The sequence below is a fragment of the Paraglaciecola sp. L3A3 genome (assembly GCF_009796765.1).
In the GTDB taxonomy this organism is placed as follows: domain Bacteria; phylum Pseudomonadota; class Gammaproteobacteria; order Enterobacterales; family Alteromonadaceae; genus Paraglaciecola.
The window spans coordinates 4,143,622-4,169,233 of record NZ_CP047023.1 but is presented as its reverse complement, the minus strand read 5'-3'; the positions used below and the strand labels follow the sequence as shown (position 1 = coordinate 4,169,233).

Sequence of the window (25,612 nt, the reverse complement as noted above, 5' to 3'; positions counted from 1 at the left end):
ATATTCCTTACTTGTTAGTGCTAGTTGCGGCCAATTCGGCTGCTAAAGCTGCACTTACAGGAGCAATTCCGGTTCCGCCTAAGATACTACGTTTATCTACTAGGTAATCTAGTTGTAATATCTCGTATACGTCGTCTTCAATTAAGTCTGAATATTTTTTCAATTCAGTTAATTCAAGTTGTTCGATAGCCACTTTTTGCTCTAAGGCTGCCAGTACTACTTGGCCTGAAATATCGTGGGCGGTTCTAAAAGGAATACCTTTAGCTACTAAGTAGTCAGCTAATTCAGTAGCGTTAGCATAACCTTCACGGGCCGCTTTGGCACAGCGCTCAGAATCTAGTTTAATACTGTCTAATACTTCACAAGCGATACATAAACAAATGTGCCACTGGGTCACAGCGTCAAGTACACCTTCTTTGTCTTCTTGCATATCTTTGTTGTAGGCCAAAGGAAGACCTTTCATGGTGACTAACATACCTTGCAGGCTACCAAATACTCGACCACATTTGCCGCGAATTAATTCTAAGGCATCTGGGTTCTTCTTTTGTGGCATCAAAGATGAGCCAGAGGTTACTTGGTCGCCTAAGGTGATAAACCCTGCTTCACCTGAATTGAAGAAGATTAAGTCTTCTGCCATACGTGACATATGCATCATGCTCGTGCTGGCAGCAAATAAAATTTCTAAGACAAAATCACGATCAGATACAGCATCTAAACTATTAAGACATGGACTATCAAAACCTAAGTCTTTAGCTATTTCATGACGGTCAATAGGGTAGGTGGTACCAGCAAGAGCACCACTACCTAATGGACATTTATTTAAGCGTGCTTTTAGATCTTGTAAGCGACTAATATCACGTTTAAACATCTCTACATAAGCTAAACACCAGTGAGGGTAGCGAACGGGTTGAGCGCGTTGTAAGTGTGTATAACCGGGTAAAATAACCGTTTTGTTATTATTAGCGGTGTTAAGCAATGAAGCTCTTACATTTTCTAAATCTGCTACTAACAAATCAACATGATCGCGGCACCAAAGACGGAAGTCTGTGGCAACCTGATCATTTCGACTTCGGCCAGTGTGTAACTTACGAGCAATATCACCTAACTGTTCGATTAAGGTGGCTTCAACAAAGCTATGGATATCTTCTTCGCTGCTGGCATCAAAATCTAGCGTGTCATTTTCGGCTTTAACTAACAAAGCTTGTAAGGCACTTTCTAGTTGCTGTTGCTCGTCTTGGGTTAATACACCAGCTTTACAAATAGCTTTTGACCAAGCTATGGAGCCTCGAATATCTTGACTTGCCAATGCACGGTCGAAGGGTAAAGAATCGTTTACCCTTCTAAACATGGCACTACTGCCATCTTGAAATCGTCCGCCCCATAAACTCATTATTCTATTCCTGTATTTTTGAAGGCAATACCTTTTTTGTTCATCGCTTCAATACGGCTAGATAAGCTATATAAGCGGATGAAACCTTCAGCATGACTTTGGTCATAAACGTCATCTGCCCCAAAGGTGGCAAAATCTTCAGAGTATAAACTGTTAGGCGATTTTCTTTGTACTACAGTGGCTTGACCTTTGTACAACTTCACAACGATTTCGCCTGTTACTTTTTGGGCAAAACTTGCGGCGCCAGCTAATAGTGCGTCGTTAAGTGCAGTAAACCAGCGACCATCATACATAACGTGTGAATATTCAAGACCAATTTGCTCACGATACTTAAGTGATGCTTTGTCTAAGACTAAACATTCTAAAGCTTTATATGCTTTCATCATAACAGTGCCGCCAGGCGTTTCGTAACAACCACGAGATTTCATGCCAACCAAACGGTTTTCAACGATATCGATACGGCCCACACCGTGTGCAGCGGCTATTTCGTTAAGTTTCATTAATACGCCGTAAGGAGTTAGCTCTTCGCCATCAACATGAGTTAACTTACCTTCATCAAAAGTCAAGTGAACACGAACGGGGTCATTTGGTGCGTCTTCTGGATCAACAGTTAACGTCCAGATCCCTTTAGTCGGCTCACACCAAGGATCTTCTAATTCGCCGCCTTCATGAGATATGTGCCAAGCATTGGCATCACGGCTATAAATTTTGGTTAGTGATGCTGAACAAGGAATATTACGCTCGGCTAAATAATCAAGTAAGTCTTCTCGAGATACCATGCTCCATTCGCGCCAAGGAGCAATCACTGCTAAATCAGGGGCTAATGCTGCGAATGTACCCTCAAAACGCACTTGGTCATTACCTTTACCAGTACAACCATGACAAAGGGCGTCAGCGCCTACTTTACGGGCAATCTCTACCTGTGCTTTAGCAATGATAGGGCGAGCCATAGACGTACCTAATAAGTATTCGCCTTCATATACCGCACCCGTAGTAATGGTTGGGTAGATATAGTCAGATACAAACTCTTCTTTAAGGTCAACGATATAACATTCGCTAGCACCAGTCGCTAGTGCCTTTTCACGAAGTCCAACTAGTTCTTCATCTCCTTGACCTACATCTGCAGCAAACGCGATAACTTCACAATTATAGGTTTCGATTAACCATGGAATGATAGCTGATGTATCTAAACCACCTGAATAAGCCAGTACGACTTTTTTAAATTCTTTGTTTGCTTTGATAGCCATGTTTTTTCCTGTTTAAAATCAGTTGCCAGCTTCGTGTTGCGAGCCAACATATTGCTAAATTAATATAAGTGCGGCAAAGGCGTCTTGCTTCTGCCTTTGCCGTATATCTATTTTTTATACTTTGTTCAAATCTCGAATCTATTTCTAGTTTCTTGGGGTAAAATCGCTAGCTAGTAAGTGTACCAAAATAGCATTTTGACCGTGCATGCGATTTTCAGCTTGTTGGAATAACAACGACTGTTCGCCGTCAATTAAGCTACCGCTAATCTCTAAATCTCGATGAGCTGGTTGGCAATGTAATACATAATCAGCGCCTGTTTTTTCCATCAATGCCTCGTCAATTTCATAACCGGCGAAGGTATCTTTAATTTCAGCTAGAGGCGTATCGTCACCCATAGAAAGCCAAGTGTCTGTATACAATACTTGTGAGCCAATGGCTGCCTCAATGTCGTTACTAATAGTCAATTTACCGCCAAATTGCTCAGCACGAGCTTGCGTTAATTCAACAATGTTCCCATCAACCTCATGACCTTTAGGAGTGACCACTACTACTTCACAACCTAAAGCTACACCCACTAACATAAGTGAGTGAGTCACGTTGTTACCATCACCAATATAAGCGACTTTTACTTTGCTTAAATCATCATAATGTTCGCTAATAGTTAAGTAGTCAGCTACTGCTTGGCATGGGTGATACATGTCACACAAGGCATTAATAACGGGAACTTTAGCCGATTCAGCTAGTTCTTTTAATGTGCTATGAGCAAAGACACGAGCCACAATTGCGTCAGCCCAACAGGCTAAGTTTGCACCCATGTCTTTGACATCTTCACGGCCAGCTAGTTTGTTTGATTGAGAGTCTAGATAAACTAAGTGCCCACCTAATTTATTAATTCCTATATCAAAACTCACACGAGTTCGAAGAGAAGGTTTTTCAAATAAAGCTACCACAGACAAACCATCAAGGGCTGTGCGGTAACCAGACGGATTGGCTTTAATGGTTTTAGCTAAGGTGAGCAAGTCGGTTAATTGCTCAGCTGTCCAGTCTTTAAAAGAAAGAAGATCCTGTTTCATGCCTGTGCCTTGTATTTAATTCTAAGTATTTAGTTAGTCTAGCTAACTAGCGAAGGAAAGATTTTTGTGCCCACTGCTTGTTGTTGTAATAAGCCCAATAGTTTTTCAGAATCTTTCCAGCTAGCGATAGTCACATTTCGGCCTAAACTATTAGCTGCAGTAAGTGCAGCTTCTACTTTAACCACCATGCCATCGCGAATGACATTTTCTTTAACCAATAGATCGATTTGTGTACTGGTTAATTCATTTATCAGCGTTTTATTTACATCCAATACGCCAGGCACATCGGACAGCAATAATAACTCAGCGTCTAGCAGCTGGGCAATCACAGTTGCGGCCTGATCTGCATTTATATTTAATAATTGCCCAGCATCACTGACTCCAATCGAGCTGATGATGGGTAACATTTGTGTTGCCGCTAATACTTTTAATAAAGTAGGGTCATTAGCCGTGACTGTCCCTACTGCACCAAGCTCTTCACGCATGACAGCTGCGTTACACATTTTACCATCAACTAAGCTTAAACCAACAGGGGTTAGTCCTGCTTGTATCGCTAAACTTGAAAGTTGTTTATTGGCAGTGCCGGCTAATGCTCCTGTTATATAGGGCATATGTTCAGCCGGAGTTACCCGTAAACCATCAATTTTTTGGCTGGACAAATTTAACGCTTGCATTAATTCTTCAACCATAGCGCCGCCGCCATGCACTAACACTAGGTGATAGTTTTCTTGCAGTTGGCCTATGGTGTTTAGTAAATCTAAGGCGTGAGAGTCAGACTGCATAAAAGCGCCGCCAACTTTAATCACTAATGTAGGTTTGTTTGTCATATTAATTCACCAAACCATTGGTTAAACCTAAATGAGCTTCAAAACCAAAACGTAAATTGGCACATTGTACCGCTTGTGATGATGCACCTTTTAGTAAGTTATCAATAGCACTGGTCACTACTAAATAACCGGTCTCTGCATCATATTTCCAGAATAAATCACAGAATGGGGTGCTCGCCACATCGTCGATTTTTGGCCACGTATTACGAATTCTAACAATTGGATTATTAGCATAAGCTTGGCTGTAAGCTTGATCGATTTGCTGTTGGCTGACACCGGGCTGCAATTTGACTGTAATGGTGGCTAATATGCCACGCTTGAAATTACCTAAGTGAGGGGTGAAAATAACCGGTGCCCCCAGGTACTCAGAAATTTCAGGTTGATGTCTATGGCCCAACACACCATAAGCTGTAAGGCTAACTTCGGTGAAACTGGTGCCTAATGCCGCTTTACGCCCCGCTCCAGATACACCTGAAACCGCGTTGATAATAGGAAAATGCTTAGCATCTAATAGTTGATTATTTTGTAATGGCTTTAACGCAGTAAGCGAAGCTGTCGGGTAACAGCCTGGCACTGCAATTAAATCTGCTTGTTTAATTTGTGCTTGATGCCAATCGGCTAAGCCATATACAGCTTTGCTTAATAAATCGCTAGCAGTATGGGCAAAACCGTAAAACTGTTCAAATACTTGTTTGTCTTTGATTCTAAATGCACCTGATAGATCAAATATTTTAGCTTTTTTACCTGTTAGTTCAGGCATCCATTGATGACTTGCCTCATGAGGTGTGGCTAAAAATATGGCATCGTAAGTTTCAGCTAAACAAACTAAATTAGATTCATCGATAGGGGTTAATGACAAATTAATTTGATTAAAGCATTTAGGATGAATATCCCCCAAATTTTTACCTGCATCGGCACTGTTGGCTGATACATACAAAGCTGCTAATTCAAATTCTGGGTGGTTCTGAATGAGCACCGCTAGGTCAGCGCCGGCATAACCACTGGCTCCAATAATACAGGTTTTAATCATAGGAAAATTCTCTATAAGCTCTTTTTCGAGCCAAATACAATATAAATTAAAGGGAGTTAAGTACTCTTTGCCAAATACTAACACTAATGACAAACGGTGAGCTAGGCGCGTGATTTCGACTTATCGTCGAAATAAACGGTTAGCGAAGCTAGGCAGGGACATGAAAACTGCTAAAATTGTTGAAACAAATAAGTACATATGCGTTAAATAGCCAAAAATAAGTTAAATTATATGGTGTTAACCAAGGTGAATGATTAAGGTTTCTAACGACCGTTTATTATAGCCAGAGATTTTGTCATGTTTTATATAGTTATGCAATTAAAGTGAATAAATATTTAAGTTGAGTGTTATGCCAAAATTATCTTTTATAGAACTCTATGAATCTATCATCCAGAGCCCGTCTATTAGTGCATTTGATCCTAAAATAGACCAAACAAATAAGCCCATAATAGAGCTCTTATCGACTTGGTTTGCTGAATTAGGTTTTACAATAACTATTCAACAAGTGCCTAATGCTCGCAATAAATTTAATATGTTAGCCAAAATAGGCAGTGGTGAAGGTGGGTTATTACTCAGTGGTCACTCAGACACTGTGCCTTTTGATCAAGGTCTTTGGCAATCAGATCCTTTTGTTTTAAAACAACAAGATGGCAAGTTATATGGTTTAGGCAGTTGTGATATGAAAGGTTTTTTTGCTTTTATCCTTGAAGCATTAAAAACTATCCCTTTAGAAAAATTACAAAAACCTCTGTACATTTTAGCCACTGCAGATGAAGAAACGTCTATGGCTGGCGCGCGTTTTTTTGCACAGCAGCAGCTCATCAAGCCTGATATGGCGATTATTGGCGAACCGACAGAGTTAGTGCCTATCTATAAACATAAAGGACATATGGCGCAAAGTTTAAATATACAAGGACAATCAGGGCATTCTAGCGATCCCGATAAAGGAGTTAATGCAATTGAAATTATGTATCAAGCTATCGGCCAGTTAATGGACTTACAATCAGTTTTAAAAACTAAATATCTAGATCAAGCTTTTAGCGTTCCTTACACCACAATGAATTTAGGGCATATACATGGTGGCGACAGTGAAAACCGTATATGCGGTCATTGCACCTTAAATTTTGACTTAAGAGCGACACCAGAGTTATCTGATCAAGAAGCGTTAGCGTTAATTGAAGAAGCATTGGCTCCTGTATATGCACCTTACCCTAATCGTTTAAGTCTTGAATTAATGTTTCCTTCGGCTCCAGCATTTGCTTGTCGTGATGAACAAAATATCTTAGCTTTGGCTGAAAAACTCACTGGCAATAAATTTCAAACGGCAAATTATGCCACCGAAGCGCCATTTTTAAATCAGCTTGGTTGCGACACTATAGTATTAGGACCAGGAAGTATTGAACAAGCTCACCAACCCGATGAATATATCTCGCTAGATTACGTCGCTCCCACTGTAAGTATGCTGCAACAGATGATTAATAAGGTGTGTTTTTAAAGCCGCGGGTGGCAGACTTAGCAGCACAAGAAAAATAGCTGTCGTTACCAATCATTATAAGGCTTCACCCTACAGTCTTAGTCATTTTTTGCTATTTATTTAAGCGGTTTAATTGACTCTATTGAATCCAGTTGCGACATATGAAGCTTGCTTTTTTGGGGGTTATTAATACGGATTGGTATAATCAGTGCGATAGGGATGCAGAATTGCAGGGTTCATTGTAGACAAACAAGAAGTGCTGGCCAAAAAGGTCAGAAGAAGCACTATCACATTTTATGGTCGCTTAATCATGAGAGTTCCTCTTTAATAAACCTGATTAACAGGCCGAATACATTTATTCACCTTGCCTGAATTCTAATTGGCATTAACAGCATCACGATGGCTAAGACTGCCTTGCTTAGTTTGCCAGTTACCTCACTAGCCTGCTTCATTCGGTTGTTTTTTGTAGATAGTACTCTAAAAACAACATAAAGCTGGCAATCTGGCCGCTATCATCTGTCATGCTAGAAAATAGTTGATGCTGTTTTTCTAATATTGGTTTTGCTTGGCTTTGTTGGCCTATAGCCGCAAGTGTTATTCCCATAAAAAACGTGTTAGTAATGTGCGGTAACATATTATCTAAGCTTGTGATTGAATCTAGGTAGGGGAGTGCTTTGTCAATCAAACAACTTTTCACTTTATGACTAATGGTTTGAATAAACTCCTCTACTGTTTCCGACTGAAAGTGTTCAGCTAGGCGGCATACACCTATTGTTGAATGTAGTCGGCTACTGAGGTGGCTTGGATTGCCAATTTCGTCAGGAAATCGTTGCATAAAATTTGGATCAATTAGTGACGATGTAGCAAATACATCAATTGTAAAACTGGTACCTGCGGTATTTAAATTAGGCATGATAATATGATAAATATTGCCAGTATTTCTATAAAAGGTGGAGTGCTGGCTATCTTCACAGCAAAAACCATAAGGTGCTAATACCTCGCCAAGGTATTCTTTTGCTAACTCATTAAAATGTTTTTCTAGCATTCAATATCAACAACTTTTTCTAATTTAAATTTTTTATCGAATAATATAATTTGCCGCGACTATTTTAATCGCGACATAAAAATATTAGTTATTTGTGGTGACTAAAATGTCTTTCTCTGGGCCCCAGGTATTAGTCCTTCGGTCAAAAGTGCTAAACGAACCTCCGTCATCCCAAAAAGTGCCAGTAATTGCATATTCTTTGGCTAAACTGACATGATGTTTTAAATAGTCTAATCGTTGCTGCAAATCACAGACATTTTCAGGTGCTGTATGATCATATTTGGCCGCGCCAAACTCATTTATCATAACGGGGATCTGGTTGTCGTTAGACCATTGATTGGCTTTTTGATAAATTTTACGAAGCTCTGTTTGGTGATTATGACTTCCCCACGTTTGTATACATTTACCTGCGAAGTTCCAAGGATCGTAGCTATGAAAATTTCCGATTAAAAATTTATCATCAATATCAGGAATTTCGGCCGATAATAAAGAGGCTAATGGGGTGTAACCGTTGCCTGAATAAATAACTAATCTATTTGGATTGTGGTTGCGGATAAGGGCAAGTACTTGTCTGTTAAGCTTGTTCACTTGTTGCATCGTCATGCCGGTAGGTTCATTTAAAATTTCAAAGGCTAATTTTGCTGATTTTTGTTTAAAACGTTCAGCGAGTTGTAGCCAAATCTTATTAAATCGTGGGAGGTTGGCTGAGTAATCATTCTTAAACCAAGATTCATGGTGTGCATTGAGGATCACATAAAGGTCTTCTGCTAAAGCCCAATCAACCACTTGTTCAACTCGAGTTAAAAACTTTTCGTCTATTTTAAATGGTGCCACTTGCTGGGTATGATGGTGCCAAGTAACAGGAATACGGACATGTTTAAAGCCTGCATTTTTGAAAGCAATAATAAATGATTTTTCTGCCGGTAATGCCCAATCTCCCTCTAAGGGGGCATCGAGAGTGTTTCCTAAGTTAATTCCGATAGCCATTTCAGAGACGGCTTTGTGGGCGCTAATTTCATTGTTCAATTTTAGTGGCAGGCTAGTTTGGGCAGAGGCTTGAGTCGACGTATTATTGATTGTGTTTTCTGCGGTACTTGTACATCCAAGGGTAAATGTAAAAAGTACAAAGCAGCTAATCGCTTTAATTATATTTATGTGGATTGTTAGCAAAACGTTTCCTCTAGTTATGTTTTTGTTAAATGTCCGTGTAAGTTTGATAGTGATAACATTGTTTATTTTGATAGTCGTCTGAACTTATACAAAGCGTAAAGTTGAACGTTCTACTTTATTGTATTTAACCGTGAATATATTTATTATCATTAAAAATCAATTGGTTAGAGGTGGGTGAAGGTAAAGGGGATAAATGTGTTATTTTTATTAAATAAACTATCAAAGACTATTTTTATGATATAAAAAGGGCTCCTTTTATAAGTTAAGGCAAGTTTTAACGTCTCGCTTATGCATTGTTAATATTCAAGGCTGAAAATATCTGCTTATTCAACAGTAGGCATATAAAGTAATTTTTGTTTTAAAGGTATCATTTTTTAGATGAATACAGTTTTATTTAACACCCATGATTTAGCATTGATCATTACTATTTATCAATGTTTGTTGTTTTCTATATTTCTTGTTGTTATTAAAAAGGGGAAGTTACAAAGCAATATATTACTAGCTGCGTTCTTATTGGCTCAGGCTGCTATTCCTCTTGATAATTTAATTAATTTTGGCGTAGTGTTTAGACAAGTTGCTCTGGATATTTCACCTAACTTATTTTATACCTTTGGTTTGGCTTATTGGATAGAGTCGCCTTTGTTGCTGCTTTATATTCGGTCTTTAATATATAAAGATTTTAAACTGCAGAAGTCCGATTTACTGTACTTTTTGCCATTTTTTGTATATGCATGCCACTTTTATTTATCTTGGCTAAGTGTAGATAACGAATTTAAAATGATTGCTTTGCAGGGCAACGTTGTCGAAAATAGCCCCACTTTAGAGCGTTTTTTTCACTTATTTAGAGGACTGTTTCGTTTGTTTTGTGGTGTGTTATGTGTGATTGAATTACATAAATATCAGAAACAAATAAAAGAACAAGTCGCCGATTTGATCAACGTTGATATCACTTGGCTGAAGATGTTATCTATCGGCTTTTTAGTCATTCGAATTGGCTCAGTTTTGGTAGCGGCTGCAATCATCTTTAATTTTGAGTTGGGCTATATAGTTGATCACGAAACTATTGGATTAATCACTAATTATGCGGTTATGTTACTCATTAGCGGCATGATATTTTTTAGTGCCAGTTATTCAGCTGTGTTTAAAGGAATAGATAAAAACTTATCCACCGATGAATTAAAAAATAATGTCGATATTAAACCTCAAGATATAGAGCTGCTTGAGCAGTATATGCAATCGCAAAAACCTCACTTAAATCACTTGTTAACATTAGATAATTTAGCTAACCAACTAAAACTTCCGGCACGTCATTTATCAGTTATTATTAACCGTCATTTTAGTAAAAACTTCTTTGAATTTATTAATCAATATCGGGTAGATGAGAGTAAGCGTTTATTAGAATCTGAGACAAATAAAAAAATGACAATGTTAGAAGTGATGGACAGAGCAGGCTTTAATTCGAAGGCTACCTTTAATACATTTTTTAAAAAATTAGTGGGTAAAACGCCAACTCAATATAGAAAAGAGTTTTGGCAGCAAGGGCAATAAAAAGTATTAAGCAGTAGATAACCTGAATACTGGATAAGCCGAACCTCTCGATAACGCTCTTTTTGTGCCTGGCGGCGTTGGAGGAGAGTCTAGCAATAACACGTTATTACGTACGATAATCCGCCTTGCTATACACAAAAATTTCGTCATCGAGTAAGCATTCAGATGAGGTGATTTGGGTGAATGGTATTAAGGTATTGAATTGTAATGATAAATTCAGATTGGACGATACTTCTTATCCAGAACTCAGGTTAGATAGATTCAAGTTTTGAGAAAGATAATAGTCAAATAATTTGTTACAGAGGTTTTTAATGCGCTTACTCTGTGTTGCGCTAACTAACTTAAAAAACTCCGAAAGAGCACTGGCTCTTTTTTAATAAAAATATTCATTCAAGCGCCTTGATTAAGCGCATTTAAACTATCGCTGAGTGGGCGCTTATTATTACGGATTGGTATTAATACTCGAATTGAGCTAGTGAACCCTGTGTTTCTTAACAAACTCAACGACCTGAGTTGGATCTGTCAGGCCGTGTGGGTGATGACCCTGACCTTCTTTGTAAATGATCTGAATTCTGCCGCCGAGTTTTTCGTAGCGCTCTTTCATGATTGCCCCGTTTTCTTCATAGGGCACGATTTTGTCTGCCGTTGCGCAGCCCATCATAATTGGCACGTTAGCTTTGGCAAGTGGCTCCAGTAGATCAATCGGGCTTACTTTAGCTGCTAACGCCTCTGCATCTGTGGCGAAACCATAAGTTTCCTTAAGCAACTCCCACGACTTGGCATCACCCTTACCTGTTGAGTCATTGCCCGGCACTAGCTTTCCGCCCGGCCAGCTCTTTACATTGGTTACACCATTATCGACATAGATACTTTCCACCTTGCCAGGATTGGCAGAAGCCCAACGAAACAAGGCTAGTGTCTCTCGGCTCATAGAAGCCATAGATAACTTTTTAGAGAATCCATACTCATTCGTCAGCATGTCATAAGCTGCGTCAATTGCAGCATTACCTTTAGGGTGACCTGATACATTACCAGGGGCTTTAACGACAGTGTAACCCGCTTCTAGTAATTGCAGGTCGGCGGCTGTGAAAGGTTCAACGGCCCGGCCTTTTATTCCCCAGAATATACTGCGCCACATCCAAGGTTTTCCGGGGGCGACTTGCTTGGGGGAAATTACTGAAATGGTGCCCTTGCCGGTAGAAACTTCATAGCGGTCGAAGCCTCGAAAGTTTGTTTTTTCACCTGCAAACTCTTTAGCATTGCCCAGCACTGGCAAAGCCAATAAAAATAACACACAGATCAAATAACTAATTTTTCTCATCTACATTCTCTTTTTTTATGCTGGGGTGGCATATTACAGCAAAAATAACATTTATTGGTTGCGGTTAGCGTAATGGCAAATAACGCACAATTCAACAGATGAAAAACAGTTAATTTTGCTCCTGTGTTGATAATCTAAAGTAACTTTTTTGCCCCTAATATTCGTTTGCTTTCGAAAATTAAGCATATTGTTACTAAGTGTTTAGTGGGTAAAGTAATGTGTATATTGATGCTAATATGCCACAAGAGTTAATTATAGAAATAGTATATTCTGACGCTATATGCAGTAAACAGGTAACAATAAGTTATGAAGCCTGTCGGCTAATTGCACTTTACGTTGAGGTTTTTCTACAGCCGAGTTCCGATTTGTTCTTTTTTCAAGGAGATTTTATTATGATTTATTCCACTACTGAGTCTATTCCAGGCAAAGAAATAGCAGAAATTGTTGGAGTTGTGACGGGTAATGTTGTGCAAGCAAAACATATTGGTCGTGACATCATGGCAAGTCTAAAAAACATTGTCGGTGGTGAAATACGTGGTTATACCGAGATGTTAACTGATGCAAGAGATACAGCGATTCAGCGTCTGGTTGCAGATGCAGAGCAAAAAGGAGCGGATGCGGTAGTCGGTATTCGTTTTACTACCAGTGCGATAATGGATGGATCATCTGAAATTATGGTATTTGGCACTGCGGTTAAATTTAAAAAATAGCTTTTACTTTATCTAGTGTGTTTTTGTCCAATCCGTAATACAGCTCTTTAATGCTAGCATCTACATGTTGATCTCCACGATAAGTATCAACCTTAGTCAGTCCAATGGACTTTATACTATCAATGGATTGTTCGATGGTGAGTGTGTTGACAAAACTAACTGTGTGCACAGACAGTGTCCAACCTAGTTTTTCTGCTCCAGTTTAGGCGAATCCGACTAAGTGAAAGCTTAGAAGAATGAATGTTGTTATAAAAATTTTATAATAAGTTATTTATTTCCATTGTTATTAAATGTAGCTAAACAGCTTATCAAAGATCCAATAAACGTATGGATATGGCGGCCGCAGAAGTGCGATTATCCACGCCTAATTTTTTGAATATTTGTTCTAAATGTTTATTCACTGTACGTGGGCTCATATCCAGTATTTGTGATATTTCCCAACTGGTTTTGCCATAAGAGACCCAATATAAAACCTCAGACTCTCGTTTGGTCACAGGTAGATTTTCACGTAAACATTGGGCGGTCTTTTTTTCTTTTCTTTGCATGATGCGCAGTAAGTGTTTGTCTGCTTGTTGTCTCTCGTAGAATATCTCGACTGGTTGTTCAAAACAGTCTATGAGTAAGTTTTGTTGGTGATCTGAGTTCAGCCATTTTTCAATATGGCTGGCCATAGTGGCCCAAGGACTTTGATCGTCGGGCGCTAGGTTTTCTATTAATTTGTGTACATTAGGAGTGGCCCAAGATAGGCGGCCTAAACTGCTGACACAAAAGACATTACTGCCAGAATGATCTAATGCATCTTGGGCACTAAGGGCAAGTTTTGCGGTTTCGATATGGGTTTTGATTCTGGCAATGACTTCATTGGGTGAAATGGGCTTAGTCACATAATCAATGGCACCAGCTTCAAAACCGCGAACTACATCTTCAGAATCACTTAAGCCTGTCATAAAAATAATCGGCGTGTTAGGGAGTTGTTGTTTAAGTCTGTGACAGGTCTCAAAACCATCCATTTGTGGCATCATAGCATCGAGTAAAATCACGTCAGGTTGAATTTTTTCTATAATAGACAATGCCTGTAAGCCATCTAGTGCTACTAGGGCTGTGTAGCCTTGAGTATTCAGAGCAGCATTTAACATGCCTAATGATTCGGGGGAATCATCAACCACTAATACTATTTCGCCTAACTTACTGCTCATGAGTTATCTCTTCTAAATACTTAATGATTTCAGGAAAATTACAAAATTTAACGTACTCATTTAATTGCGACAGTATATCCGCTGGTACGTGGTAATGTTCAGTTATCTGCTCTAGTTTATCTTTAAACCCTGATAAATAGCCTATTTCAGCTAACGCCATTAAAGCTTGATATTGTTCTCTCTCGGCAGGAGCTTTACTCGGTATGGTTTCGGTTTTGGCAGACGTTTGTTGCTCTTGTTCAAATTGCCATTGTATTGACAACAAGGCGCCAATTTTACCTAACAATGCATCTAAATTAACCGGTTTGGCCATGTAGCCATTGTGGTTGCCATCAGCGGCTAAATTGGTTTCTGCATCTCTGGCGTTGGCCGATATCATTAACACTGGCATTTTATATCCATCTTCACGTATTTGTTTGGCCATGGTCCAGCCGTCTATCTCTGGCATACGTACATCAAGGATCACTAAGTTTATTTCATTGTTTGCCAAAATTCCCATACCTGTTCGTGCATCAGCGGCTTGCAATACCGCAAAACCTAATGGTTTGAGCAGGTCATTCATCAGTTGCCTTTGGTTGGAGTCATCATCTACCACTAACACTGTGCGTTTGCAGCCTAAATAGCCATTCACTCTTAATTTGGTGTATTCGGGGGTGTTTTTGTTTTGTGCGAGCTGCACTAACATTAAACGTAAATTAAAGGTCGACCCTTGGCCCAACACACTGTTTAAAGTGATTTCTCCGCCCATCAGTTCGGTCAGGGAACGGGAAATGGTTAAACCTAAACCTGTGCCACCAATGGCCTGGGTATGGCTATTACGAATTTGTTCAAAGGGTTTAAAAATTAATTCTTGGTTAGCTTCTGAAATCCCTACACCTGTGTCAATTACACTAAAATTAGCCACTTGATTTCGATAAGTGACTTTTAGAGTGACAGAGCCTTTTTCTGTGTATTTGATGGCATTAGAAATAAGATTAATCAGAATTTGTCTGAACCTTTGTTTGTCGGTGGCCACAAAGTCTGGCAAGTTTGCGCAAGGGTCATAGTTAAATTCAATGTTTTTCTGCGCTGCTATTACCTGAAACATATCCACTAGCTGCTGCAAAATGGCTTTAAGATTAAATTCGTCTTTTTGTAAGGTGAGACGCCCAGCTTCAATTTTTGATATTTCTAATAAACCTTCAATTAAGTCAGTTAAGTGTTCGCCATTACGTTTCATTATGCCAATTGAGTCTCTTTGTTTGGTAGGGATTTTTTTATCCTGACTTAACAATTGGGCATAACCCAGCATCACATTGAGCGGAGTTCTGAGTTCATGGCTTAAGCCCGCTAAATAACGGCTTTTAGCATCATTGGCTGTTTCGGCAACCACCTTGGCATCTTTGAGTGCTTTGGATGTTTTTTCATGGGCATTCACTTCAGAGGCCAATGTTTGGGTCAAAGAACGTAGTTCTTTTAATGCGGAGTGACTGCTATTACGGGCTAATATAAATAACCAACTGACCACACCGATAATTATCACCAATAAGAAAAATATTTTAATTAAGGTGCTAGCAAAAGCTTGTTTGACTGCCACACTTTCTGGGGGCACTTGCAGGTAAATCAAAAACAATATACCGGCACCTGTTAAGCTCATTCCTGTGGTTAATGCAATAAATTGCGCCAGTGGAGTGGTCATGATTTTTAATAAATTGGTGGTTAAAAATCGATGGAAAAAATGATGAGATTGGCTGGATAAAGTGGCATCTGGACGACATTTGTCACCACACCTAACATCTAATGAACAACATAAAGAACAAATCGTTTTTTGATAAGCGGGGCAGTATGTCATATCTTCGTGTTCAAATTCGTTTTCACAAATATGACATTTATTTATCCCCGTTATTTCAGGGGATTGCCGTTCCACTAGATAAAACTTACCTTTAGTTAAATAACCTATCAAAGGCACAGTAATAAAGGGTAGGCCACAAGCTAAAAACGAAGCCAATGCTTTGAGTGTTTCACCATACCAACCAAAATGGGCAGTAAAACCAACAAAACTCGCGATAATCATTGAACCCACACCCACAGGGTTGATGTCGTATAAATGAGAGCGTTTAAATTCGATATGTTTAGGACTAATACCTAAAGGTTTATTAATAATTAAATCTGCCACCACAGAACTCAGCCAAGCCAGCACTAATACAGAATAAACCGACAACATGCTTTCTATGGTTTGGTAAATGCCCAATTCCATTAGTAACAAAGCAATTACAACATTAAATACCATCCAGACTACACGACCTGGATGATTACGGGTGACCCTAGAGAAAAAGTTTGACCAAGCCAAAGAACCGGCATAAGCATTGGCGACATTGATTTTTAATTGAGAAATCACCACAAAACAACAAGCTACCACTACGCTGATACTGGGATTGTCGAACACATAACTAAAAGCTAAGTTGTACATATTGGCGGGGTCGTCAGCTAATTCAATGGACACACCTTGTTGCAGAGCAAAATAGGCTAAAAATGAGCCTAAAAATAGTTTTAATGCACCAAATATAATCCAACCCGGGCCACCCGCTATCAGTGCTGCCCACCATTTCCATTGGCTAGATTGGGGCTTTTCGGGTAAAAAACGTAAAAAGTCTACCTGTTCGCCAATTTGTGCTACCAAAGCCAATAAAACTGCAGACGCTGCACCAAATAATAATAAGTTAAAGCTAGCTCCTTGCTCTCCACTTTGTCCGGTAAATTCTATCCACTCTTGTATTTGACTGTCTGGATGGTTGAATACAAAGATCAATGGCACTATTTGTAACACTAGCCAGATGGGTTGTGTCCATACTTGAAAGCGACTGATATAGGCTATGCCATGGGTAACTAAAGGTAATACCGCTAAAGCGCTGATCACATAGGCGATTGCCAAAGGAATACCAAACAGAATTTGGAGTGCCATAGACATAATGGCCGCTTCTAAGGCAAAAAAGATAAAAGTAAATGAGGCGTATATTAATGACGCAATAGTGGAGCCGATGTAGCCAAAACCACTACCTCGACTGAGAAGGTCAATGTCTACCCCATATTTAGCCGCGTAATAACATATGGGTAAGCCAGTTAAAAATATTACACCTATCACCGCCAGTATGGCCCAAGCTGAATTGACAAAGCCAAAGTTCAGGGTGATAGCACCACCAATTGCTTCTAATACTAAAAAGGAGACTATGCCTAGTGCCGTGTTGGCTATTCTCCCCAAAGACCAAACACGAGCTCGCTTTGCGGTAAACCGCAAAGCAAAGTCTTCCATCATCTCATTGGCTACAAGTTTGTTATAAGTGCGGCGGGTAGGTAATATTTTTTCGTTTGACTGCATGTGAATTTCGTATTTTATGGGCTTCGAAAATGAGTGACAGAGCCAATCGGTTTACGCTGAGAAATAATGCTAACTAAAAATGCTTCAAAATTATATGCGTATATTTGCGTAACTCTTTATCGCTGTTTTTGCGATGCTTCTACTTTGAAATTATCTAATTGAGCATAAGTTAAAGGTTTACTGAAAAAGAAGCCCTGTAAATTTTTAATGCCTAATGCTTTAAGTGTGGCAACTTGTTCTGCGGTTTCTATACCTTCAGCCACTACCTCATATTTTAAATCCCGGGCAATATGCTGTGTGGCTTGAATAATTGCTTTACCACCTTGCTCTAGTGCGTTGATAAAACATTTATCTATTTTGACAATGTCAGCAGCTAGGTTTTGTAATAAAGCTAATGACGAAAAGCCTGTGCCAAAGTCATCGATTGATACCTTAGTGCCAATCGTTTGCAGTTTTTTTACCACGCTAATGACTTTATCTATATTTTCTGCAAAAAGTGATTCAGTGATTTCAATATGTAAGCGTGCGGGCTCAATACCTGAGCTATGAAGGGCATTTTCGATAATACTGATAATGTCTTGGTTCATAATTTGCGCCACTGAAACATTCACAGATATGGCAACGTCTGCACCAATATTCCATCTGGTCGCATCTTTACAGGCTTGATTAAGTACCCAGGCACCGATTTCATGGATAAATCCATATTGCTCTGCTATCGGAATAAATTGCTCTGGGGGGATGTTTTCACCGTCCCATTGCCAGCGTAAAAGGGCTTCACAAAAGGTTATTTTTTCTGACTGACAGTCAATAACGGGTTGATAAACTAAGTATAATTGATTTTTAGCAAGGGCATGTTCTAAACCGGCTTTTAATTTACTTTTGGTCAGCAGCTCGACTCGCATTTGTTCAGAAAAAACTAACACGTTTGAATGACTCATTAACTTTTGTCGATACATAGCTGTATCTGCTAACAATATTAAATCTTGTCCTGTTGCTCCATGTTCAGGGTACATGGAAATACCGATAGTTGCGCCAACTGCCACTGAATTAATATTTAATTCAACAGGGCGTTTTATTTCAGTGATTAATTCTGTGGCAAATAATTTTGCTTCGGTAATATTAATATCTACCATAGCAATGACAAATTCATCGCCTCCCCATCTACAAACATGATATTTACCCGTGGTTGCTTTGGTTAGACGTTGAGCAACTCTAGCCAGAACTATGTCGCCAGTGGCATGACCATTTTGATCATTAATTGCTTTAAACCCATCTAAGTCTATAAATAGTATGGCAATATTTTGTTGTAAGGTTTCCGTCTTGTCGATCAGTTCTTTGAGAGTATTAGAGAAAGCTTTACGATTGGCTAGGTTGGTTAAAGGGTCAACATTTGAGGCTCTAATGACTTCTTTAGTGCGAAGGTTGACGGTTTCTTCTAGCATCTCATTCTGTTGGTGTATTTCATTTAATAGCTCGTCTTTATGGCTAATTAATTGATCGTTGTGGTGTTTGGTTTTAATGGCCTGCAAGGTGAACTTTGCTGACTTCAAACCAGAAATAACCATGACCCCAGCGAAACTAAGACCTAACATTCCCAAAACATAATGATGGCTATACTCAGACGTTAAACCCACTAGGGATATAGGCAGTAATAAAATAGTTGAATAGCTAATTGACATGATTTTATCGGCAGAGAGCACGGTACTTGCACCTCCTGCCATAGAGGAGAGAATAATAATAGTGGTCGAGAATTCAATTAATGACATTTGTGCAAAGAAATACACACCATAAAAGGACCATACTAGTGCAGTAGCTATACATCCGGCTCTGAACCTGAGGAGATCAACTGATTGATTTTCTTTTCCTGCTAGGCGTTTTGTTCTTTGCCAATATAACCAGTCGACAAATCTTGTTAATAAAATAAGTACCATGACAATAAACCAATATAGTTTATCGTTGTTTGAATTCGGCTGTTGAAAACCAAATGCCATACCTGCACTTGCGACTAAGCTAATTAATAGACCGCCCAATAAATCTTGATATAGTAAAAATTTACTATCAGTTTTTATTGCTATTTCTTCAGTGCTAACAGTCATTTATTCTTAATATAACCTAGTAATGGTGAGGTTAAAATTTTCTCATGTTTGTATACAATAACATTAGAATAGATTTGATAGAAACAAGCATCTACTAAAGTATTAGTTCTACCTAATTTATTTCTTTACAACTCTTTGCCATTTATAGTCGATTGAAACATGAAGCTATTTTGTTTGACTGGCCAGTTGTTCTGCTTTACGTTGTTCTCGCGCACTGACATGGGAATTTTGCCAATGGCCTTGTCGCCACCTATACAAATAGAAAACAGCCCGAACTGTTTCGTCTAATATTGCAGAAGCCATAATGCCGTATATTCCCCAGCCTAATGTAAATGCCATAAAATAAGCAACAGGCAGAGCAACTAACCAAGTAAATAATGGACCCACAATCGAAATTAAATAGCCATCACCTGTGGCTCTTAATACTCCTCCCACCATGATATTTATGGTACGAGGCGGCTCTGAAAGTGCCGCCAGTAAAAACATCCACATTGCCGCGCCAAGAACTACTTCATTGTCGGAATACATATTCATGATTGGTTGATGTAACGCGAAAAGAATAACCACCACTGCGCCAGAGCCCCAAAGGGCGACTTTTAAACTTTGTTTCATTTGTTGTATGGCTTGGTCGTATTGATGGGCTCCGACTTTTTGACAAATCAATACTTCGGTAGCCATGCGTAAAGCGACACTGGTTATTAAACCCAGCATAAAAGTATTGAAGGTATACACTTTGGCCGCAAGAGCTGCAGCGCCTAAACTGGCTGCCATGCCGTTTAGCACTATCATATTGATATCAAAAGACAGGGGTTCAATTAAATTAGGTACAGCGATACGACCTATGTTTTTTGAGGCGTTTTTAAATTCTTGTTTTATATTCAGCCAATGCAATTCTAGTTTTAAACGTAAGAATACCGCCAAGCCACTGACAATTACTCCCATAGAAGAACCCACTACACTAGCCCAAGCGACACCTTCGATGCCCATTTTGGGGAACCCCAACAAGCCAAATATGACAATGGCATTGCCAGTAACATTTGCCACAAAGTAGACAATATTGGCGTACATATTCCATTGTGGTTTTCCATACAGATTAAGTACTGATTGAAAAATACCTTTAAACGCCCACACCACCATCAACCAACACATAATACTCATATAAATATTGGCGTTTTTTTGTATTTGCCCCGGTAGACCCATTAATTCGGTTATATAGGGAGTCGCCCAAGACAATAAAGCGGTAAGTAATAAACTGCTGCACAATGCCCAAACAGCGTAAGTGCCGATAGTGGCATTGGTACGAGCGAGATTGCCTGCCCCTAAGCGCTGACTTGCTACTGCTGCCCCAGCAAAAATAGTGGCCCACAACATATTGCCGCAAAAAAACAAAACAGGTGCCATTGCCCCAGCGGCAGATGCCGCCGAGTCACTAATTCGACTGAGGAAAAAAGTGTCTAATAGTGGCACACTAAATTGTAGGCTCTGCTCGACCAACATAGGTCGGCTCATACCCCATAAGCCTTTTTTCTGAGCTGCTGTAGTTTCTTCTGACATAAGTAAAATACTTCTAAATAATGGCGTGTTTGTAGGTAGTTGCTAATACCGAGAAAGAAAAATCGATAAAGGGTTAAACCTTAACTAAGCCGCTATTTTAGTCTAACTAGCGCAAAATTTAAGTTACTAATTACAGTTAGCTAGTTATCAATATTATCGAAAGCAGACTAGGCAAAGAAAAGTAGAGTGGATTCAAATAAAGCAGCTTGTGGCAGCAAAAGCCAGTGTTAAAGAAACACATAAAAGAATGAGGGCGGCCTAAATTCCTGCAATGACGATGTGTAAAAGGGTATACATCCTCATTCTTGATAAAACTTTTAAGATGACTTTAAAGGACGGTATAAATTGCATGTCAGTCTGTAAAAACTACAGACTAAGTTCTTCACTATTCATATTGTTTTTAATAAAATCCTTATTTATCAGTTGTTTATATGTTGGCATGGGAATGGCTTTAGCTTAGATGCAGTATCAATTAGGAGCATCACAAGTCTAGAGTGAATAGACCGAAGGTGCTGTAAATCTCACTAATATATCTAAGAGGAATTATGATGAATAAAGAAATTGCAAAAGGAAAATGGCATCAGTTGAGCGGCTCAATCCAAGAAAAGTGGGGAGAGTTAAGCAATGATGAGATTACTCAGATAGAAGGAAAATTCGATAAATTTTACGGTAAAATGCAAGAAAAATACGGCATGAGTAAAGAAGAGGCTCAACGAGCTTTCGATGGGCTAAGCCAGCCAAGCATCTAACTGGCCAATCATTTAGCTTGCTAGCGCTGCTAAGTGTTTGCAGCTTAAATATGCCAAGACTTTGGGGATCTCACCCCAAAGTCTCAGTTAGCTTAATGACAGTCTAAGCAGCTGTAAGGTTCGTATGATCAATTATTTACAAACAAAAACGAAAGAACTTATCGATTCGCCCAAGTTATATGCAGTGCTATTTATTAGCTCATTTCTAGAATCGATAATTGTGCCGATCCCTTTAGAAACAATGTTAATTCCACTAATGCAAGCCCGGCGCAAGAAAATGTGGCTATTAGCATTTTGGGCAACAGTAGGTTGTATTCTTGGTGCGATAGTGGGTTATTCGCTAGGTTATTTTCTATTTGAAAAATTTACCGAACAAATTGCCAGTTGGTTTTCTGACCCGCAGCAATTAGAGCAAGTCACCAGCCAAATGCAAGATAAGGGCTTTCTGTATGTGTTGTCTATTGGCCTTTTACCTATACCTTTTCAAATAGCCATGTTAGCTGCGGGAGCGGCTAAGTACTCCTTTGGTATGTTTATATTAGCTACATTCATCGCTCGATCTGTGCGTTATTTTGGCTTGGCTTTGTTAGTGCTAATAGTAGGTAATCAAGCAGAAGCATTATTTAAAAAATATAAACTACACACAAGTATCGCTATCACACTATTGGTAGTGGTTATTTGGTTGGTCCTTTGAATGGCAAATATTAAGGTAGACAGCGCACCGTAAAGCAGAATCAATTAACCTGAACTCGGCTTATCCCGAAGCTCAGGTTAACTATTAGAAAACCCTAAATCGAAAGTGACCCGTGTAGTAGATAACTCTTTTTGGCTTTTAAGCATATAGGCAGCATGTTCTAAATGACAGTAGTTTAAAAACTCTATGGGGCTAGTGCTCGTTAACTGTTGGCAGTAAAGGCTAAATTTAAATGCGCTTGCTCTGTGTTGCTCGAACTCAAAAGAGCGCTGGCTATTTTTTAATAAAAAGATTCATTCAAGCGCCTTAATTAAGCGCATGTAAACTCTCGCTGAGTGTACCTTTATCAATGCGCATTGGTCTTAGGTCTTGATCTTCAATATGCCACATATCAACAAAGCCATCATAATTCCAAAGTGTGTTATTGAAATAATGAACTTTATTATGCATGGATTTGCTTCTAGGGCATAAGAAAATTGGCTGCCATCACTTTCAACTGTTTTGCTTGGTATTTTTCTTTCTTAGGAAATCGCATTAATATTGTCTACATGTTTTTTGTTAACAATGTTGTTGTTAATGTTATCTTTGTGTAACTTTTATCCAAAACAATAATGGCACGACTCAACAAGCGTAAGCAATTGACTTGTTTTTCGGGGCCGAAAGAGGTGACTTAATGAATGTTTTAAGCAATAAATCTTTGCTGTCTGTTGTCCTAGCTGTCAGCCTAGGTGTAGCTATTAGTGCTTGTGGAGGAGGGGGCAGTGATTCAACACCCTCTGAGAATCCCAGCCTAGCGCCTGATCCAGACCCGACTCCTGCCCCGGATCCAGACCCCACTCCCATGGGTAAACAGGTGGATATCAATTTTGACACTAAGCATAGTGTAGGCGGTATCGATACGTTCGATCGTCAAAAGTTTATTACTATTCATTCCAGTTCGAGCGAGAATGACTGGGGTGAAAATGATGGTCATACTCAAAATGCGCCTAATGACGATCCCAATTTAATGGTTAATTTTGTGACTGATAATGATGTTTATTTTGGTCGTGTAACAGGTTCAATCGGTTGGGCGTTAAGAAATGTAAGTGAAGACCCCACTAAATCAGGTTTTGTGGATGAAGCTTCGGCAACCACTGTTGGTGGCAATTTCCGTTGGACTTACGCAAATAGTAGTGCCAAGAAGTATGCTGATGCTCGACTTCCTGAAATACAGGCTCGTTCATTGGATATGATCCAAGGTGGACAACAACATCCTTATTGGCCAGAAGGTACACCAATCAATCCATTAGCTGGTGATCCTTGGGCATTTTCTCAAGCGGATACTGATGAAGAGCCTTTAGGTACAGCAACCGGACATTACATGGGCCAGTATTTGTCTAAGTTCTTCAAGAATAATGACAGTGAATCTTGGGAGGCTAAACCTAAATATTTCGAAATCATGAACGAACCTTTGTATGACTTAACCACGGTTCGAGATCCCAGTGATCCTAAATATGTGGAGCCAGCCACGGCATTTAAATTTCACAATACCACCAAAAATGAAATCCGTAAGATAGCTGAAAACGATGATATTCAAGTCGGTGGATACACAGTTGCCTTTCCTGATTTTGATAAAGACAACTTTCAACGTTGGTACGATAGAGACAAACAATTTATTGATATCTCTGGTGACAGTATGGACTTCTACTCCATTCATTTGTATGACTTCCCATGTTTAGGGAATACCGAAAAATATCGTAAAGGCAGTAATGTAGAAGCCACTATGGACATGATGGAACACTATAGTCGTATCACTGTTGGCGAAATGAAACCTTATGTGATTTCTGAATACGGTGCGGCGAGTCATTGTGTTAGAAATCAAGGATGGAGCCCAAGAAAAGACACCTATGTATTGCGGGCCACTAACTCATTGTTAATGAGCTTTATGGAACGTCCAGATGTGATTGCTAAGACAATACCGTTTATTGTTGTGAAAGCAGAATGGGGACGTACCGATGTGCCTTATGGTCCACGATTAATGGTACAAAAGTTTGAACGTAGTGGTGTCGACACTGAAACTCAGTGGGTCTACTCTGACTTGGTTTTATTTTATAACCTCTGGTCTGAAGTGAGAGGAACCCGTATTGATACTTGGTCTTCTGATTTAGATATTTTGGTTGATGCGTATGTGGACGGCGATGATGCTTATATCATTCTCAATAACTTAGAATTTGATGATGCCGAAGTGAATTTAAATGCCATGGGCATTGATACCGCCAATATCAGCGCGGTAAACATTAAACACTTGCGGACCACAGACGATACGCAAGAAGCTTCTTCTATTGAGTTGACCGATTTATCTTCATTGCCAGACGCCGTCACCCTAGATGGTGAGGGTACTATGGTAATCAAGGTGACTTACAATACTGATTTCACTATTGATCAAACTAGCGAAGAAACCAAATATTATGCCGCTGATTACATACATGACATCACAGCGAATACCGATATCACCTATAACATTAATGGTGTCAGCAAAGGTGATAATGGCGAAGCAATTTTACGTTTAGCTATTGGCCGTGAGCATGGTCAATCTTTAATGCCAACAGTGACTGTGAATGGTATAGAAGTCACGGTTCCGGAAGATTTCAGGGGATATGACCAAGAGACAGGTAAAGTTTATCCAGGTAGAGATAACTTTTTTGGCACCATTGAAATTCCAGTGGCCTATAGTGATTTACAGACTGACAACAGCATTAAAGTGCAGTTTAGTGATACAGGTGGTCACCTAGCATCTGCTTCTTTGCAAGTATTTAATACTTCTAAAGAATTAAGCCGCACTCGATAGGGTTAACACATCTAACTTATCGGTAACTTTAAAGGCCTGTTTCTTAATCTAAAGAAACAGGCCTTTTTGTCTGGCTGATTCATCCATCTGCATTGGTATTCGTTGTTAGAAAACGCCATGAACAAAGCAAAAACCTTCATCACAGAGTGACACAGAGGCTTCGCTACACCGAGAAAAGAAACATCATGAAAAAATCTACTCAATCAAAAACGAGTAACAAATTGATTTAGCTAACTTATATATCATTTTGTTGCGAAGGGGGTCTCAGTAAGCCTCTTTAGCCCTTTTAATGACCGCCACGTTAT

General features: G+C 39.3%; 19 protein-coding genes. 6 read left to right on the top strand and 13 right to left on the bottom strand.

What is annotated here, in order from left to right; all coding sequences use genetic code 11:
• Positions 1–7 precede the first annotated feature (7 nt).
• From argH to argC, 5 genes are all read right to left on the bottom strand, one after another.
• Entirely contained in the window at positions 8–1,390 is a 1,383-nt protein-coding gene (argH, locus tag GQR87_RS17355) for an argininosuccinate lyase (protein ID WP_158971520.1), read from the bottom strand.
• Positions 1,390–2,637 carry an argininosuccinate synthase gene (locus GQR87_RS17350; protein WP_158971518.1) on the bottom strand — a complete coding sequence of 416 codons (1,248 nt, stop codon included), beginning with the start codon at positions 2,635–2,637 and terminating at the stop codon, positions 1,390–1,392. The genes argH and GQR87_RS17350 overlap by 1 nt, the downstream gene beginning before the upstream one ends.
• 144 nt (positions 2,638–2,781) lie before the next feature.
• Positions 2,782–3,711 carry an ornithine carbamoyltransferase gene (locus GQR87_RS17345; RefSeq protein ID WP_158971516.1) on the bottom strand — a complete coding sequence of 310 codons (930 nt, stop codon included), beginning with the start codon at positions 3,709–3,711 and terminating at the stop codon, positions 2,782–2,784.
• Positions 3,712–3,749: 38 nt separating this feature from the next.
• A complete protein-coding gene (gene argB / locus GQR87_RS17340) occupies positions 3,750–4,538 on the bottom strand; it encodes an acetylglutamate kinase (protein WP_158971514.1) in 789 nt (262 codons plus the stop codon).
• Position 4,539: 1 nt separating this feature from the next.
• The gene (argC, locus tag GQR87_RS17335; protein WP_158971512.1) at positions 4,540–5,568 is read right to left on the bottom strand and encodes an N-acetyl-gamma-glutamyl-phosphate reductase; all 1,029 of its coding nucleotides are present in this window, start codon (positions 5,566–5,568) and stop codon (positions 4,540–4,542) included.
• 349 nt (positions 5,569–5,917) lie between these two features.
• Here argC and argE point away from each other — a divergent pair, with 349 nt between their 5' ends.
• A complete protein-coding gene (gene argE, locus GQR87_RS17330; RefSeq protein WP_158971510.1) occupies positions 5,918–7,063 on the top strand; it encodes an acetylornithine deacetylase in 1,146 nt (381 codons plus the stop codon).
• 427 nt (positions 7,064–7,490) lie between these two features.
• Here argE and GQR87_RS17325 read toward each other — a convergent pair whose 3' ends face one another.
• Together GQR87_RS17325 and GQR87_RS17320 are read right to left on the bottom strand one after the other, a co-directional pair.
• Positions 7,491–8,087 (bottom strand): hypothetical protein, encoded by a 597-nt coding sequence (locus tag GQR87_RS17325; protein WP_158971508.1) that lies wholly within the window; start codon positions 8,085–8,087, stop codon positions 7,491–7,493.
• 84 nt (positions 8,088–8,171) lie between these two features.
• Positions 8,172–9,257 carry a glycoside hydrolase family 5 protein gene (locus GQR87_RS17320; protein ID WP_233267305.1) on the bottom strand — a complete coding sequence of 362 codons (1,086 nt, stop codon included), beginning with the start codon at positions 9,255–9,257 and terminating at the stop codon, positions 8,172–8,174.
• 378 nt (positions 9,258–9,635) lie between these two features.
• On the opposite strand from GQR87_RS17320, the gene GQR87_RS17315 reads away from it, so the two are divergent.
• Entirely contained in the window at positions 9,636–10,805 is a 1,170-nt protein-coding gene (locus GQR87_RS17315) for an AraC family transcriptional regulator (protein WP_158971506.1), read from the top strand.
• Between the two features lie 472 nt (positions 10,806–11,277).
• Here GQR87_RS17315 and GQR87_RS17310 read toward each other — a convergent pair whose 3' ends face one another.
• Complete coding sequence (locus GQR87_RS17310; protein ID WP_158971504.1) at positions 11,278–12,126, bottom strand: alpha/beta hydrolase; 849 nt, start codon at positions 12,124–12,126, stop codon at positions 11,278–11,280.
• Positions 12,127–12,518: 392 nt separating this feature from the next.
• On the opposite strand from GQR87_RS17310, the gene GQR87_RS17305 reads away from it, so the two are divergent.
• On the top strand, positions 12,519–12,836 hold the full coding sequence (locus tag GQR87_RS17305; protein WP_158971502.1) for a heavy metal-binding domain-containing protein: 318 nt from the start codon (positions 12,519–12,521) through the stop codon (positions 12,834–12,836).
• On the opposite strand, the gene GQR87_RS17300 is transcribed toward GQR87_RS17305, so the two are convergent.
• The 5 genes from GQR87_RS17300 to GQR87_RS17280 all read right to left on the bottom strand — a co-directional run bounded on the left by GQR87_RS17300 (position 12,826) and on the right by GQR87_RS17280 (position 21,037).
• Positions 12,826–13,005, bottom strand: coding sequence for a hypothetical protein (locus GQR87_RS17300; RefSeq protein ID WP_158971500.1), 180 nt, complete (start codon positions 13,003–13,005; stop codon positions 12,826–12,828). The genes GQR87_RS17305 and GQR87_RS17300 overlap by 11 nt on opposite strands.
• Positions 13,006–13,144: 139 nt before the next feature.
• Entirely contained in the window at positions 13,145–14,032 is an 888-nt protein-coding gene (locus tag GQR87_RS17295) for a response regulator transcription factor (RefSeq protein WP_158971498.1), read from the bottom strand.
• Entirely contained in the window at positions 14,022–17,387 is a 3,366-nt protein-coding gene (locus GQR87_RS17290; RefSeq protein WP_158971496.1) for an ATP-binding protein, read from the bottom strand. Before GQR87_RS17290 ends, GQR87_RS17295 begins: the two co-directional genes overlap by 11 nt.
• A 116-nt stretch (positions 17,388–17,503) precedes the next feature.
• On the bottom strand, positions 17,504–19,483 hold the full coding sequence (locus GQR87_RS17285) for a bifunctional diguanylate cyclase/phosphodiesterase (protein ID WP_158971495.1): 1,980 nt from the start codon (positions 19,481–19,483) through the stop codon (positions 17,504–17,506).
• A gap of 165 nt (positions 19,484–19,648) precedes the next feature.
• Positions 19,649–21,037, bottom strand: coding sequence for an MATE family efflux transporter (locus GQR87_RS17280; protein ID WP_158971493.1), 1,389 nt, complete (start codon positions 21,035–21,037; stop codon positions 19,649–19,651).
• A 545-nt stretch (positions 21,038–21,582) separates the two neighbouring features.
• Between GQR87_RS17280 and GQR87_RS17275 the strand changes: the two genes are divergently transcribed.
• The 3 genes from GQR87_RS17275 to GQR87_RS17265 all read left to right on the top strand — a co-directional run bounded on the left by GQR87_RS17275 (position 21,583) and on the right by GQR87_RS17265 (position 25,307).
• Entirely contained in the window at positions 21,583–21,786 is a 204-nt protein-coding gene (locus tag GQR87_RS17275; protein WP_370459613.1) for a CsbD family protein, read from the top strand.
• Between the two features lie 124 nt (positions 21,787–21,910).
• The gene (locus tag GQR87_RS17270; RefSeq protein WP_158971491.1) at positions 21,911–22,480 is read left to right on the top strand and encodes a YqaA family protein; all 570 of its coding nucleotides are present in this window, start codon (positions 21,911–21,913) and stop codon (positions 22,478–22,480) included.
• 673 nt (positions 22,481–23,153) lie between these two features.
• Entirely contained in the window at positions 23,154–25,307 is a 2,154-nt protein-coding gene (locus GQR87_RS17265) for a hypothetical protein (RefSeq protein WP_158971489.1), read from the top strand.
• The last annotated feature ends 305 nt before the right edge of the window (positions 25,308–25,612 follow it).

Excerpts from the sequence above, each read along its gene's own strand:
- GQR87_RS17310 (WP_158971504.1), bottom strand. The coding sequence starts at position 12,126 with ATGAGAAAAATTAGTTATTTGATCTGTGTGTTATTTTTATTGGCTTTG.
- GQR87_RS17275 (WP_370459613.1), top strand. The coding sequence starts at position 21,583 with ATGATGAATAAAGAAATTGCAAAAGGAAAATGGCATCAGTTGAGCGGC.
- GQR87_RS17350 (WP_158971518.1), bottom strand. The coding sequence starts at position 2,637 with ATGGCTATCAAAGCAAACAAAGAATTTAAAAAAGTCGTACTGGCTTAT.
- GQR87_RS17295 (WP_158971498.1), bottom strand. The coding sequence starts at position 14,032 with ATGAGCAGTAAGTTAGGCGAAATAGTATTAGTGGTTGATGATTCCCCC.
- GQR87_RS17290 (WP_158971496.1), bottom strand. The coding sequence starts at position 17,387 with ATGCAGTCAAACGAAAAAATATTACCTACCCGCCGCACTTATAACAAA.
- GQR87_RS17270 (WP_158971491.1), top strand. The coding sequence starts at position 21,911 with ATGATCAATTATTTACAAACAAAAACGAAAGAACTTATCGATTCGCCC.
- GQR87_RS17325 (WP_158971508.1), bottom strand. The coding sequence starts at position 8,087 with ATGCTAGAAAAACATTTTAATGAGTTAGCAAAAGAATACCTTGGCGAG.
- argC (WP_158971512.1), bottom strand. The coding sequence starts at position 5,568 with ATGATTAAAACCTGTATTATTGGAGCCAGTGGTTATGCCGGCGCTGAC.
- argH (WP_158971520.1), bottom strand. The coding sequence starts at position 1,390 with ATGAGTTTATGGGGCGGACGATTTCAAGATGGCAGTAGTGCCATGTTT.
- GQR87_RS17285 (WP_158971495.1), bottom strand. The coding sequence starts at position 19,483 with ATGACTGTTAGCACTGAAGAAATAGCAATAAAAACTGATAGTAAATTT.
- GQR87_RS17305 (WP_158971502.1), top strand. The coding sequence starts at position 12,519 with ATGATTTATTCCACTACTGAGTCTATTCCAGGCAAAGAAATAGCAGAA.
- argE (WP_158971510.1), top strand. The coding sequence starts at position 5,918 with ATGCCAAAATTATCTTTTATAGAACTCTATGAATCTATCATCCAGAGC.
- GQR87_RS17280 (WP_158971493.1), bottom strand. The coding sequence starts at position 21,037 with ATGTCAGAAGAAACTACAGCAGCTCAGAAAAAAGGCTTATGGGGTATG.
- GQR87_RS17315 (WP_158971506.1), top strand. The coding sequence starts at position 9,636 with ATGAATACAGTTTTATTTAACACCCATGATTTAGCATTGATCATTACT.
- argB (WP_158971514.1), bottom strand. The coding sequence starts at position 4,538 with ATGACAAACAAACCTACATTAGTGATTAAAGTTGGCGGCGCTTTTATG.
- GQR87_RS17345 (WP_158971516.1), bottom strand. The coding sequence starts at position 3,711 with ATGAAACAGGATCTTCTTTCTTTTAAAGACTGGACAGCTGAGCAATTA.
- GQR87_RS17265 (WP_158971489.1), top strand. The coding sequence starts at position 23,154 with ATGAATGTTTTAAGCAATAAATCTTTGCTGTCTGTTGTCCTAGCTGTC.